This window comes from Mycolicibacterium sediminis, from assembly GCF_010731735.1.
GTDB classification, from domain to species: domain Bacteria; phylum Actinomycetota; class Actinomycetes; order Mycobacteriales; family Mycobacteriaceae; genus Mycobacterium; species Mycobacterium sediminis.
Genome location: NZ_AP022588.1, coordinates 3,184,069 through 3,197,311, shown reverse-complemented (window position 1 = coordinate 3,197,311; position 13,243 = coordinate 3,184,069). Strand labels below are relative to the sequence as shown.

Sequence of the window (13,243 nt, the reverse complement as noted above, 5' to 3'; positions counted from 1 at the left end):
CGCTCTCGCAGATCTCGGCGAGTACGTTGCTCAGCGGCGAGAATTGATCGAATCCAGCAGCGCCTGAACGTCATCGGCGGAGACACCACCTCCGCCGAAGCTGCGCACCGCCCGGCCGATCGGGATCGATGCGGCCATGCGAACCATGTCGATGCCCAGCGACTCGCCGCCGTCCTCGCCCAGCGGCCCGAACGACGCGAGGACCTCCTCGAGCACCTTCGCGCCGACCGGGTCGGACATCAGCTCACCGATCGTCGACTCGGCGTCGAAGTCCTGGCGCACCGAGTCGCCGACGATCTCGACGTCCGCCTCGATCCGGAGATCACGGCTCGACGCACCTGCCGCGATCCGGTAGGTGCCGCCCTCGACCACCCACCGGTCCAGCCGGTCGTGCCAGTAGGCCAGGTCGCGACGCTCGACGCGCACCGACACCGTCGCACTGTCTCCGGCGGCGAGGTCGACGGAGCCGAAGCCGACGAGTTCGCGTGGGGCCCGGCTCGTGGACGACTCCGGAACCGAGGCGTAGATCTGAACCACCTCGCGACCCGCGCGCCGCCCGGTGTTGCGCACGGTGACGACGGCGTCGACGCCGTCCGGATCGGCGGACAGCGCGATGTCCGAGTACTCGAACGTCGTGTAGGACAGCCCGTGCCCGAACGGGTAGAGCACGTCCTGGTCGCGGACGTCGTAGCCCCGGTAGCCGACGAAGATCCCCTCGCCGTAGCGCACCCGCGAGTGCTCGCCGGGGAAGTGCGGGTAGCTGGGCGCATCCTGAAGTCGCAGCGGGACCGTCTCGGCGAGGCGGCCCGACGGGTTCACCACGCCGGTGAGGACGTCGGCGATCCCACCACCCCCGGCCTGCCCGAGCAGCGCGCCACCCAGGATCGCGCGGGCCGCCTCGTGCACCGGCGCGAGGTGCAGCACCCCGCCGGCCGAGAGAATGACGACGGTGTTGGGTTGTGCCGAAGCGACTTCCGCGATCAGGTCGAGTTGGTCGGCGGGCAGGTCGATGTCGTCGCGATCGAAGCCCTCCGACTCCTGGCTCGCCGCCAGTCCCGCGAAGATCACCGCCACGTCGGCGGCGCCCGCCACGCGGACGGCCTCGGCGCGCAGCGCGGCACCGTCGTCGGCTGAGGCGTCGGCCGACCCGTCGGCGTGGAGGCGGAACCCCTCGGCGAACGTGACCCGCCCGTCGATCCGGGCTCGGATCTCGTCGAGCGGTGAGTCGACCCGCGTCGGGGTCACGTGCGAGCTGCCGCCACCCTGGAAGCGCGGCGACCGGGCGAACGGACCGAGGACGGCCACGTCGCGGCTCGGGTCGAGCGGCAGCAGGGCGTCGTCGTTCTTGAGCAGGACGATGCTGCGGCCGGCCGCCTCGCGGGCGAGCCGGTGGTGGGCGTCGACGTCGACGGTGACCTCGCGCCGGCCCGCCGCGACCCGGGCCGACAGTCGGGCGACGGCGTCCGCCGCTCGGGTCACCGCCGCCTCGGTCAGCCGACCGTCGGACACGGCCGCCACGACCGCGGCATCGTCGCCCGCGGTGTCACCGGGCATCTGCAGATCCAGACCGGCGTCGACGGCGGCCACGCGGTCGGCCACGGCGCCCCAGTCACTGACCACCAGGCCGTCGAAGCCCCACGCGTCGCGCAGCACGTCGGTGAGCAGCCACCGGTTCTGCGAGGCATAGACGCCGTTGATCCGGTTGTAGGAGCACATCACCGTCCACGGCCGGGCATCGCGGACCACCCGCTCGAAGGCGCGGAGGTAGATCTCGTGCAGTGTCCGCTCGTCCACCTCGGCGCTCGTACGCATCCGGTCGTGTTCCTGGTTGTTCACCGCGAAGTGCTTGAGCGACGCCCCCACCCCACCGGACTGCAGGCCACGCACCCACGCCGCGGCGAGCACCCCGGACAGGTGCGGGTCCTCGCTGAAGTACTCGAAGTTGCGCCCGCAGCGCGGGTCGCGCTTGACGTTGATGCCCGGCCCGAGCAGGACGCCGAGACCGGCAGCCTGCGCCTCGTCGGCGAGCGCCCCACCGATGCGGTGCGCCAGGTCGGGGTCCCAGCTCTGCGCCAACCCGACGGCCGGCGGGAAGCACGTGGCCGGGTCGCTGGCACCGAAGCCGAGGTGGTCACCCGCACCCGATTGGTAGCGGACGCCGTGGGGTCCGTCCGACATCGCCACCGCCGCGACGCCCGGCGCGGACTTCGTCCGCCAGAACGACGCCCCGCCACCCAGGGCGGCACGCTGATCGAGGGGAAGGAGAGACGTGTCGGCGGAGGAGGCGTCCATGGGAGTCATCGCCATCCGGTGTACCACCGGATTCGTCACACGGCCGTCGTGCTTCGAACGCCCCGCCGCGGGGCATCCCCCTCCGATGTCCACGAACTCTTCAGACCCGACGTCCTCGCCGCTGACCGACGACGCGAAGGCGATGCTGTCGAAGCCGAATCCCGCGGTCATCGCCACCGTCCGCACGGACGGGCACCCGGTGTCGGCCGCCACCTGGTACCTCCTGCGCGACGACCAGGTGCTGGTCAACATGGACGTCGGACGCAAGCGCCTCGACCACCTGCGCAGAGACCCACGCGTCTCGCTCACGGTGATCGACGGTGACGACTGGTACACCCACGTCACGGTCATCGGGCACGTCACCGAGATCTACGACGACGAGGGCCTCGCCGACATCGACGCGCTGTCCCGGCACTACCAGGGCAAGGAGTACCCCGACCGCAAGCGGCCGCGGGTGAGCGCGCTGATCGCCGTCGACCGGGTCCACGGCTGGGGTGCGCAGAAGAACAACGACCAGCCCGACGGCCGGGGCTAGGCGGCGGTGACCTCGACCTCGACCGAGGCGGTCGGATTCCGGTCCGAACGCGGACCGGTGCTCATATCGGTGATGCTGAGCACCGGACTGGTGGCCATCGACGCGACGGTCCTCGCCACGGCGGTCCCCTCCATCGTCGGTGAACTCGGTGGCTTCAACCAGTTCCCGTGGCTGTTCTCGGCCTACCTGCTGGGCCAAGCCGTCACGACGCCGATCTACGCCAAGCTGTCGGACGTCTTCGGCCGCAAGTCGATCCTGCTACTGGGCATCGGCGTGTTCCTCCTCGGCTCGATCCTGTGCGCGGTCGCGTGGAACATGCTTGCGCTTATCGCCTTTCGCGCGATTCAGGGGATCGGGGCCGGTGCCGTGCAACCGACTGCGATGACCATCGTCGGCGACATCTACACGGTGGCCGAGCGGGCGAGGGTGCAGGGCTACCTGGCGAGCGTGTGGGCGGTCTCGTCGGTCGTCGGGCCGATGCTGGGCGGCACCTTCTCGCAGCTCGGCATCTGGCGCGGGGTGTTCCTCATCAACATCCCGCTGTGCCTCGTCGCGGCGTGGATGTTCAACCGGCACTTCACCGAGAACGTCACGCGGGAGGATCGCAGTGTCGACGTCGCCGGCGCGCTACTGCTGGCGGCGGCGATGACCTCGCTGGTGCTGGCCATCCTCGGCGGCGGCCAGACCTGGGCCTGGACGTCCGTGCCGAGCATCACGGCGTTCGCGGTCGGCGCGGTCTTGCTGGCCGCCTTCCTCGTCGTCGAACGTCGCGCCCGAGAACCGATCCTGCCGATGTGGGTGTTCTCGCGACGACTGCTGTGCGCGACGACCGTGGTCGCCCTCGGCGTCGGCGCCATCCTCATGGGCCTCACGTCCTACGTTCCGACCTACCTGGAGGGTGCGCTTCGGGTCACGCCGATCGTCGCCGGTCTCGCGCTGGCGGCGCTGACGCTGGGCTGGCCGGCGACCGCGGCGATCGCCGGCAAGTTCTACCTGAGGTGGGGGTTCAAGCGGACCTCGATGCTGGGCGCCGTGCTGGTCATCGCGGGAGCCTCCGTGCTGGCCGCCACCGCCCACCGACCGAACGTCGCGACGGTGGCCGTGGCGTGCTTCGTGATCGGCGGCGGGATGGGCCTGCTCGCCGTGCCGACGCTCATCGCCGCTCAGGCGAGCGTGGGCTGGAACGAGCGCGGCATCGTCACGGGCACCAACATGTTCGCCCGCTCCCTCGGCAGTGCCGTCGGCGTCGCGATCTTCGGCGCCATCGCCAACTCGATCTTCGGCGCGGGCGACGTCACCTCGCTCGGCCCCGCTCTGATCCAGTCGGGGTCGGCCGCGGTGTTCCTCGGCGTGCTGGTGGCCGCCGTGGCGACTGCGGCGGCCGTGGTCGCGATGCCGCGTACGCGACCCGCTCCCGTCGCGGTGACGCCCGAGCCGCACGCCGTCTGAGGCCCGAACGCACGCCACCCAGTCGCGAATCGCGACTGGGTGGCGGTGTTCTCGGTGCGGAAGCGGCTATGCCGCGGCAGTGGCGTGCTGCCGCTGTGGCTCACTGCGGTAGCGGCTCGGCGGGCCACCGATCCTGCAGAGCCGCCAGATGAACTTGGCGACGGGATTCATCAGTCCGGTGTCGTGGCACAGCATCCGCACGTCGGCGAACATGTCCCGCAGCATCGACTTGGACTCCGACGAACCGAAGAACAGGTCCTTCTTGACCGACTTCGGAATGTCGTACTCCTTCCAGAAGCTCCTGGGCGGCACCACGATCGCCTGACACAGCAGCCGCATGATCACCGGCACGTAGAGCGACAGTGCGAACTTCTTGACCCGCCCCATGCCGGGCACCCGCTTGTGCAGGTACTCGTGGGCGAACGAGATGTGCCGGGCCTCCTCGGCCACGTGGATCGCCATCACGCGTTCCATGATGGGGTGCAGGTTCTTGCCCTCGCGCAGCACGTTCTTCTGGGTGTGGTCGATCGGTTCCTCCCCGGCCAGGACGCCGAAGAAGAACGGGATGGGCAGCGGGCCGGCGACGAGCGGGATGAACGGCGCCGCCCACTTCAGCACCCGCGGCATCCCGGGGACGTCCATGCCGATGGCGTTGACCATCTCCTGGAACATCATCGTGTGGTTGCACTCTTCGACCGACTCGTGCAGGCAGTAGCGGTATTCGGGTGAGCCGTTGGGCACCCAGAACGCGTAGTTGGTGAGGCCGCGGATCAGGATGAGCTCGAACTGCAGACCCACCTTGGCCACGTTCGACTGGCGCCACATCCCGATCTCGATCTGCCGCTGCACGGGCTGACCCTGGTACCAGGGATGCCTGCCCAGCGGATCGGTCTTCGGCAGGATCCACCGCGGGTCGTCCCGGGTGACGGCCAATTCGATGGCGTGCCAGTCGATGTCCGTATAGGGGTCGAAGTTCCGTCGCACCGAGCCCTCGGACAGAGTGGTCAACTTCTCGACGTACTCGGTGTCGTCGCCGACGTCCATGTTGCGACGCCAGCTCGTCATCCAGGTGAACAACTTCATGGGTACCTCCTTCGCATTCGACGATCGGCGTGTCCCGACCTTCGAACGGTACCGCAGGTACCGGGTACTTGGGGTACAACCGTCGACCCGCGCCGAGACGCGCTCAGACGTCCTCGTCGAAGACCGCCCTGATCCGGTCCGCCAGGGCCATGCCGAGGTCGCGGTTGTTCTGCTCGGTGAAGTGGACGCCGTCGACGCCGCCGGTGGCGATGACCGATCCCGCATCGAAGAACGGCACCTTCATGAAGGACGCGAGCGACTCGTAGACGTGCGCCAGGCGGGCCGACTTCTCCTGAGCACCCTCGAAGATCAGCTGAAACCACGGGTGCGGCGTCTCCGCCAGTGGCGGCGGCGCCATCAGGAGGACTCGCGGTGCGGGATACGACGTGCCCACCCCGCCGCCACTGGAGAGCACCTGACCGATCAGGACGCTCGCGCCGAGGCCGATGTCGGTGGGCGTCCGACGGAAGTAGGCCTTGGTGTCGTTGGTGCCGAGCATGACGACGACCAGGTCCAGCGGGAGGTGACTCGCCAGGCACGACGGCAGGTAGGCGGCACCGTTGAGGCGGGGATCCGCGGGGTCGTCGAGGTTGGTGGTGCGGGCGCTGAGCCCCTCCTCGATCACCTCGAAGCCCCCGCCCAGCGTCGCGGCGAGGACCCCCGTCCACCGGACGTCCGGTGCTAAGCGATCGGTGGGCGCTCCGTCGGCCGACGGCACCCACCCCCAGGTCAGCGAGTCACCGAAGCAGAGGATGCGGCGGACGGTCACGGGGTCTCCTTCGCGGTGGTTCCTCACTGAGTCAGGCGTAGGCGCCTGACCCCTTCATACCCCCGGTGACGACTCGGTGGCGATGGGCCGGATACATCTATGTGCTATGCATATTCGATGCCGCACTTCCCGTCCGATCGCCTGACGTGGCGGTTCGAGGGCGCGTCGTGCAGGTGAGCACCGGCGCCGTCTCACCGCCACGGCCACGCGGGGCACTCGGCCTGATGTTCGACCCGGTGTTCGGTGCGCTGTTCTGGGGCAAGATGTTCGCCGTCGTCGCCGTGTGGACCCACGGCATCGTCGCCGCGATCGTCATGTACGACGCGACCCACTCGGCGCTCATGGTGGGCCTCGTCGGCGTCGTGCAGTTCGGGCCGCAGCTCGTCCTGACCCCCACCAGCGGCAAGTGGGCCGACACCGGCGATCCGGCCCGGCAGATCCTGCTCGGTAGAGCGCTGTGCGTCATGGGATCGGGACTGGTGGCGGCGTGGCTCCTCGTCGACTCCGACCTGGAGGGGCTGGCGACTGCCGTCCCCATCCTCACCGGCTCGCTGCTCGTCGGCCTCGGCTTCGTGGTGGGCGGGCCGGCGATGCAGTCGATCGTGCCGAACCTGATCCGTGACGGTGAGCTGTCGACGGCCATGGCGCTCAACAGCATTCCCATGACGATCGGCCGCATCGTCGGGCCCGCGGCGGGCGCCTACATCGCGGCGCACCTCGGCGCGGCGGCCGCGTTCGCCACCGCGGCGGGCCTGCACCTGATCTTCGCGCTCTTCCTCGTCGCCGTCCGCTTCCCCGCGCCGCCGGAGCGCCGCGCCAGTACGGACTACCGCGTCCGCACCGCCGTTCTGTACGTGTGGCGCGACCGTCCACTGCTGCTCGCGCTGGTGGCGGTCGCCACCGTCGGCATCGCCTCGGACCCGTCGATCACGCTGGCGCCCTCGCTCGCCGACTCGCTCGGCGGTGACAGCCGGCTGGTCGGACTGCTGTCGGCGGTCTTCGGCGTCGGCGCCGCGGTCGGCATGGGGACGCTCGCGCTGATGCGCGGACGCATGGCGTCGGCGAAGGTGTCCTCGATCGGACTGGTCGGGCTCGCCGCGGGCAGCGCCGTCCTGGTGGCCGGCGTGGTGCCCGCCGTCGCCCTGGCCGGCTTCGCGGTGGCCGGGCTCGGCTTCGGGTGGGCGATGACCGGGCTGAGCACGGTGGTGCAGGAGCGCGCGCCCGAGGAGCTGCGCGGCCGCATCATGGCGCTGTGGCTCGTCGGTTTCGTCGGCTCCCGTCCAATTGCCGCGGCCGTGCTCGGCGGCGCCGCCGACCTGTTCAACGTCCAGGTGGCGTTCGCCGTCGCCGCCGCACTGACCGTCGTCGTGGTGCTGATCTGCCGGCCGTCGAAACTGGCGGGGCCACTTCCGGTCTCGGGCTGAGAGATCCCCGACGGCTACGGCTCGATGCGGAGGACCCGCTCGGCGTTGCGGTGGGCGATCGCCTCGCGCTGGTCGTCGTCGACGTCGGCGCGGTTCAGGAACTCCGAGACGTCGTCGCGGACGACGTAGGGGAAGTCCTCGGAGTAGATGATCCGGTCGGCACCGACCTCGGCGAGGTAGTAGTCGAGCTGGTTTTGGCTGAACATGCCCGACGGCGTGATCCACACGCTGTGGCGGTAGTACTCGCTCACCGGTCGCTCCAGCGCCTTCGCCCAGCCGAACACCTCGTCGAAACGGTCCAGCCAGCCTGCCGCGAGTTCACCCCAGTGGCCACTGAGCAGCTTCAGGTTCGGATGCCGGTCCAGGGCGCCCGAGAGGATCAGCCGCAGCACGTGGATGCCCGCCTCGGCATGCCAGCCGAAGCCGGGTCCGGAGAACAGCATCTGCACCGCTGCCGGCCACGCACCCGCGTAGTAGGCCGTCGACACCGGCGCCTGCGGCATCCCCGGATGGACGTAGATGGGGAGGTCGACCGCCTCGGCCGCCGCCAGGACCGGTTCGAAGCGTGCGTCGTCGAGGAACAGGCCGCCGCAGGTCCCCGTCACCAGCGTGCCCACGAAGCCCAGATCCCCGACGCATCTGCGCAATTCATCGGCTGCAGCCCGGGGGTCGTGCAGCGGTATCGTCGCGAAACCGCGGAAGCGCGTCGGGTGCTCGGAGATCTGCCGTGCGAGATCGTCGTTGACCCGACGGCACAGGGTCACCGCCTCGGGGTGGTCGAGGGCGCTGGGACTGTTCGCACCGTGCGAGACGACCTGCACGTCGATCCCCACGTCGTCCATGTGCTTCAGTCGGCTGCCGCCGAGCTGCTCGGCCGCCTCCGGGTCGGGGGCGAAGTCCCCGAGGAAGTCGCCGAAACCGGCGTCGGGCGTGATGGGCGCGGGGCCGGACAACTCCATGACCCGACCGACGGACCCGGGGTGGTGGAAGTGCTCCTCCACGGTGATGATGCGCATGGCTCTCCTCGAGGACGCCGGCGGGACGGGTCCGCGAGGGTACGCGGCCGATCTGGGTCCACGCTCGGAGTCAGTTGCCGCCGCCGCCGGTGTCGCCGTGATGCCGATTGCGGCCGATCAACGTGACGTGCAGGTCCTCGATGAGCGGTGTCAGGAAGTCGCGCTTGAACTCGTCGTCGCCGACCGACCGGGCGCTGACGTACATGAACGTCAACGCGCACAGGATCAGCGTCATGTTCAGCAGTGACTGCGGGACGGGCACCGTCATGCCGAGCACCGTCCCATCGGTGGATCCGTTGCCGGTCCACTTCTGGAGCACCGCGGGACTCAGCACGATCAACCCCAGCGCGAAGTAGATGGCCGACGTGCACACCGCGACGATCAGCAGGTGCGCCATCTGGGCCGCGGCCAGCACCACGACGACGTTGACGCGCTCGGCACGGTTGAGCGGTGCGACGGTGGGCGGGTCCGGGACACCCGCGAAGGGCGTGCCGGACAGGTCGTGGGAATCGTCGGCGCCGTCGAGCGACGACAACATCGGCCGCACCCGCGACGCACTCGTCGAGACGACGAAGGCCGCCGTCACCGCGGTCAGCAGGAGCACCGCCAGCCACAGTCGCGTCTGGCTGATCGTGGCGGCCATCAGCCAGACGTAGGTGTTGAAGAAGACGACCACCGTCAGCAACACCACCGGCAGGGACCGCAGGAAGAGATCACCCATCGCGGCGGCCTGCGCGACCGTGAGGCGCACCGCCCACCCCAGCACGGCACCCACACCCGTCGCCGTCGAGGCGACCACGATCGCGACGACGATGGCGACGCCGAGCAGGTGCGACGGCCCGCCCTGGATCACGCTCGCGACGACGGCGACGGCGACCGCGGACGCCGCGACCGCCACCCGTGTCCGTCGGCTCTCCAGCCGCGCGACCATCCACCCGGCGAGCAGGGCCAGCGGGAGGCAGAAGACGATGACCGTCAACACGATTCGCTCGGCGGGTGTCGGTGCGCCGTCGACGTACAGCTCGCTGGTTCCCGTCACGAGGTAGACCACCAGCAGTGCGACGGTCACGGTGGCGTAGGCCGCCAGTGCCGGCGCCGATCGTGACGTCACGTGGCGCGCGCGGGCCCGCGGCGTCAGCACCGCGGGCAGTCCCCGCCGGAGGAACCAGCCGTCGGGCGACGCGCTAGCTGCTGGGGTCACGTGCCGGCGGGACGCTCTGGGCATAGGTGAACACACCGTCGGGGTCGTACGCCGCCTTCACTCGCCGCAGCCGCTCGACACCCCGTCCCCAGTACTGTTCCGCCCAATCCTCGGCGTCCGCGTTGGGGACGTTGACGTAGGCGCCGTTCGCGAACGGCGCGAGGGCACGGCTGAAGTCGGCGACCCATGCCAGACACGTCGCCGTCAGCGCATCGCCGTCCGGCCCCGGATCCGCCCCTCGGGCGCCCCAGCCCGCCCCCGGCTCGGCGTAGAACAGCGCGTCGCGGTGGGCGAACACCGACCCGCCGGACGGCTCACCGTCAACGACGGCTCCACCGAACGCGTTGGTGAAGTAGTTGCAGTCGGCGGTGGGCGCCGTCGTCATGAACGACCGCACCACCTCGATGGCCTCGACCGGGAACGGCTGAGTCATGAACTGGGAGGTGAACTTCCAGTTGGCCGGCTCGTCCTCCGTCGGGAGTTGGAACCCCGCGTACGTGTCGGCCCAGCTCCCGGCGGTGGCCGTGACGACCGGGGTTCCTATCGACAGGACGGGCGCCAACAGTTCGAGCGCCTCCGCCTCCGAATCCGACACCAGGACGCCGATCAGGGAGATGGCGTCCCCGTGGATCTCGAGCTGACTGGTCAGCCGGCGGTCGGCGCCGGGGGCCGACCGCTGCCAGGTGTCGAACACCTCGACGAGGTCGCCGAGGCCCGTCCAGTTCGCCGTCACGTAGATCGCCTGTGCCACGGGATGAATGGCGTAGGTCAGCGAGGTGACGATCCCGAAGTTGCCGTTGCCGGCCCCGCGGAGCGCCCAGAGCAGGTCCGCGTGATCGTTCTCGTCGACCGCCAGCACCTCGGCCCCCGTGTCTCCCGACGCGACGACGACCTCGGCGGCGAGCAGGTTGTCCGACGCCATCCCGAAGGGGCGGGTGAGTAGGCCGAAGCCGCCGCCCAGCGTGGCGCCGACCAGACCCACGCTGCCCTCGGTCCCGGTCGGCGCCACGAAGCCTGCGGCACCCAGGGCGGTCACCGCCTCGAGCTGGTTGAGCCCCGCGCCGACGGTGGCCGTCCCCGCCGCCGGGTCGATGGCGGCGGACTTCATCTCGCTGACGTCGATCACCACGCCGTCGTCGACGGTGGACCAGCCCTCCAGGCAGTGCCCACCGCTGCGCACCCGCACCGGGACGTCGTGCCACCGCGCCCACGCGAGCGCCGTGACGACGTCCTGGGTCGTCTGCGCGTAGACGATCACGCGCGGTCGGTGGCTGAACAGCTCGTTCCACGACCGGCGCGCCACCGCGTAGTCGTCGTCTACGGGTCGGACGACGCGACCAGTGAGTTCCGCCGGCGTGGAAGCGGCGCGTACCGCTACGTTCTCCGCTGTCATCGTTCGGTCCGATCGTCGGTCGCGAGGAATGACCGAAGACCGGCCGTCAGTGATTGTCGCGCCGACGGTGCCGATCAGCACCCGTTATTGACTACTGCGTTCGATCGAGGTTTCCTCGCGCGACTACCGAACCCGCCGCGCACGCAGCACCAGGTCGTGCGAGTGCCCGGATCCGCCGCCGGTGGGCACGTCGCGCGGGCGCCGCTCGTCCACCTCGACGAGCCAGTCGTCGTCGAGGACCGACATGACGTCGCCGGGCATGACGTAGTCGGCCGGATCGAATCCGTGGGCCTTCGCCGCTTCGGCGTCGACGTCGGCGTGGTGCACGACGAGCAGGGTTCCTCCCCGCACCACGGCCGCGGCAAGCAGTCGTTCGGCCTCGCGCCCCGGGGTCGCGGGCAGAGCCGGATAGTGGACGGTGACCAGGTCGAACGAACCGGGGTCGAGGTCGGCGTCCAGGAGGCCGGCGTGGACGAAGTCGATCCGCGAGGCCATCTCACCGGCGCGGCGGGCGGCGCGGTCCAGTGCGACCCGGGACACGTCGAGCGCCGTCACGGACCACCCCCGGTGGGCCAGCCACACCGCGTCCCCACCCTCGCCGCACCCGACGTCGAGGGCGCGGCCCGGCCGAAGGGTGGCGACCTCGGTGACGAGCGCCCCGTTCGGCTGCCCGCTGAACAGCTGTTCCTCGCTGGAGTAGCGCTTGTCCCAGTCGGCACCGTGATCCGTCGTCGGAGATGAATTGGTCATGGGTACGACGATTCCCCCGTCGTCCCAGATCCGCAAACGTTCTTGCCGATCCGGCAACCGGTCAGCCGTTCGGGGTGACGAGGAACTTCTCCCCCGTCGCACGTCTGACGTAGGCGGTGAACGCCTCGGGCGCGAGCATGCCCGGCAGCGTCACCTCCTGGGTGTAGCTGCTGGCGAACGTGGTGGTCAGTTCGTCGGCCACCCGGGCCCGAAGCCGGGCGATCGTCTCGCCGCCGGCGTTCTGCAGGAACGGGGTGAGCAGCCACCCGCCGATCCCCCACGCCATGCCGAACCGCCTGTGCAGCACCGTCGGTCCGGTGTCGAGGCCGCCGTAGACGTACACCTGCTTGTGCACCGTCGACCCGTAGCGCGAGTACTCGGCGGCACTGGCGCCGGCGGCCTCCTCCATGCCGTTGAGGATGTCGCCGGCGAGGGTGCCGCCGCCGATGGCGTCGAACGCGAGGGTGGCCGACGTCGCGATCAGGGCCTCGCGCAGGTCCGCCGGGAACGTCGGCGAGGACGTGTCGCAGACGTGCGTCGCGCCCAGGTCCCGCAGCAGCTCGACCTGCTCGGGCTTGCGGACGACGTTGACCAGCGGCACGTCGTCGGCATGGCAGATCTTCACCAGCATCTGACCGAGGTTCGACGCCGCGGCGGTGTGCACCAGAGCCGAATGCCCCTCGCGCCGCATGGTTTCCACCATGCCGAGAGCGGTGAGCGGGTTGACGAACGACGACGCCCCCTCCCTTGCCGTCGCACCGTCGGGCAGGGGCAGGCACGCCGCGACGTTCACCAGCCGGTACTGCGAGTACATCGCGCCGCCCGCCACGCCGACCGTCTTCCCGAGCAGCGCCTGGGCGCCGGCCGACGACCCCGCCGCCACGACCGTGCCCGACCCCTCGTTCCCGACGGGCAGCGACGCGTCGAGACGCGCCCGAAGACCGTCGAGCGCACCCTCGGGCAGCGGCGCCGAGACGACGGGGCGGTCGGCCGAGCCGCCCACCGTCGCCGCCGCCATGTCGGCGCCGGCGGTCAGCAACCCGAGATCCGACGGGTTGATGGGCGCCGCCTCCACCCGGACCAGCACCTCGTCGTCGCCCGGAACGGGCACCGGCACCTCGTGCAGCGACAGTTCGAGTGTGCCGCCCGAGGTCACCAGTGACCGGAGTTCGAGCGCGCTGTCGGGGAGGTCTGCGGTCATGGCCGGTGCTCTTTCCTGTCGGGAACGTCTCCGTGACAGTGTGAACCCGCTGCCGGCGACGCGACGGCGTGTGTCATCTTCATGACGGGTCCCGCCGCCGGTCCTCCGGTGCCGGGGTCCCACTCGTAGC

General features: G+C 70.4%; 11 protein-coding genes. 3 read left to right on the top strand and 8 right to left on the bottom strand.

Annotated features, from left to right (window positions below; all coding sequences use genetic code 11):
- Nucleotides 1-30: 30 nt before the first annotated feature.
- Nucleotides 31-2,301 carry a glycoside hydrolase family 3 C-terminal domain-containing protein gene (locus tag G6N64_RS15310; protein ID WP_163801829.1) on the bottom strand — a complete coding sequence of 757 codons (2,271 nt, stop codon included), beginning with the start codon at nt 2,299-2,301 and terminating at the stop codon, nt 31-33.
- Nucleotides 2,302-2,377: 76 nt separating this feature from the next.
- Between G6N64_RS15310 and G6N64_RS15305 the strand changes: the two genes are divergently transcribed.
- Nucleotides 2,378-2,827, top strand: coding sequence for a PPOX class F420-dependent oxidoreductase (locus G6N64_RS15305; RefSeq protein WP_163797825.1), 450 nt, complete (start codon nt 2,378-2,380; stop codon nt 2,825-2,827).
- Between the two features lie 6 nt (nt 2,828-2,833).
- Entirely contained in the window at nt 2,834-4,276 is a 1,443-nt protein-coding gene (locus tag G6N64_RS15300) for an MFS transporter (RefSeq protein ID WP_246230661.1), read from the top strand.
- Nucleotides 4,277-4,342: 66 nt separating this feature from the next.
- Here the strand turns inward: G6N64_RS15300 and G6N64_RS15295 are convergent, their stop codons facing one another.
- Entirely contained in the window at nt 4,343-5,359 is a 1,017-nt protein-coding gene (locus G6N64_RS15295) for an AurF N-oxygenase family protein (RefSeq protein ID WP_163797824.1), read from the bottom strand.
- 103 nt (nt 5,360-5,462) lie between these two features.
- Complete coding sequence (locus G6N64_RS15290; RefSeq protein ID WP_163797823.1) at nt 5,463-6,128, bottom strand: SGNH/GDSL hydrolase family protein; 666 nt, start codon at nt 6,126-6,128, stop codon at nt 5,463-5,465.
- A 224-nt stretch (nt 6,129-6,352) separates the two neighbouring features.
- Here G6N64_RS15290 and G6N64_RS15285 point away from each other — a divergent pair, with 224 nt between their 5' ends.
- On the top strand, nt 6,353-7,552 hold the full coding sequence (locus G6N64_RS15285; RefSeq protein ID WP_163801827.1) for an MFS transporter: 1,200 nt from the start codon (nt 6,353-6,355) through the stop codon (nt 7,550-7,552).
- 14 nt (nt 7,553-7,566) lie between these two features.
- Here the strand turns inward: G6N64_RS15285 and G6N64_RS15280 are convergent, their stop codons facing one another.
- The 5 genes from G6N64_RS15280 to G6N64_RS15260 all read right to left on the bottom strand — a co-directional run bounded on the left by G6N64_RS15280 (nt 7,567) and on the right by G6N64_RS15260 (nt 13,113).
- Entirely contained in the window at nt 7,567-8,568 is a 1,002-nt protein-coding gene (locus G6N64_RS15280) for an amidohydrolase family protein (RefSeq protein ID WP_163797822.1), read from the bottom strand.
- A 70-nt stretch (nt 8,569-8,638) separates the two neighbouring features.
- Nucleotides 8,639-9,793 (bottom strand): hypothetical protein, encoded by a 1,155-nt coding sequence (locus G6N64_RS15275; RefSeq protein ID WP_163797821.1) that lies wholly within the window; start codon nt 9,791-9,793, stop codon nt 8,639-8,641.
- On the bottom strand, nt 9,753-11,162 hold the full coding sequence (locus G6N64_RS15270) for an FAD-binding oxidoreductase (RefSeq protein WP_163797820.1): 1,410 nt from the start codon (nt 11,160-11,162) through the stop codon (nt 9,753-9,755). The genes G6N64_RS15275 and G6N64_RS15270 overlap by 41 nt, the downstream gene beginning before the upstream one ends.
- Before the next feature lie 123 nt (nt 11,163-11,285).
- Nucleotides 11,286-11,912 (bottom strand): class I SAM-dependent methyltransferase, encoded by a 627-nt coding sequence (locus G6N64_RS15265; protein ID WP_163797819.1) that lies wholly within the window; start codon nt 11,910-11,912, stop codon nt 11,286-11,288.
- Nucleotides 11,913-11,973: 61 nt separating this feature from the next.
- Nucleotides 11,974-13,113, bottom strand: a complete 1,140-nt coding sequence (locus G6N64_RS15260; protein ID WP_163797818.1) for a zinc-binding dehydrogenase — start codon at nt 13,111-13,113, stop codon at nt 11,974-11,976.
- Nucleotides 13,114-13,243: the final 130 nt, after the last annotated feature.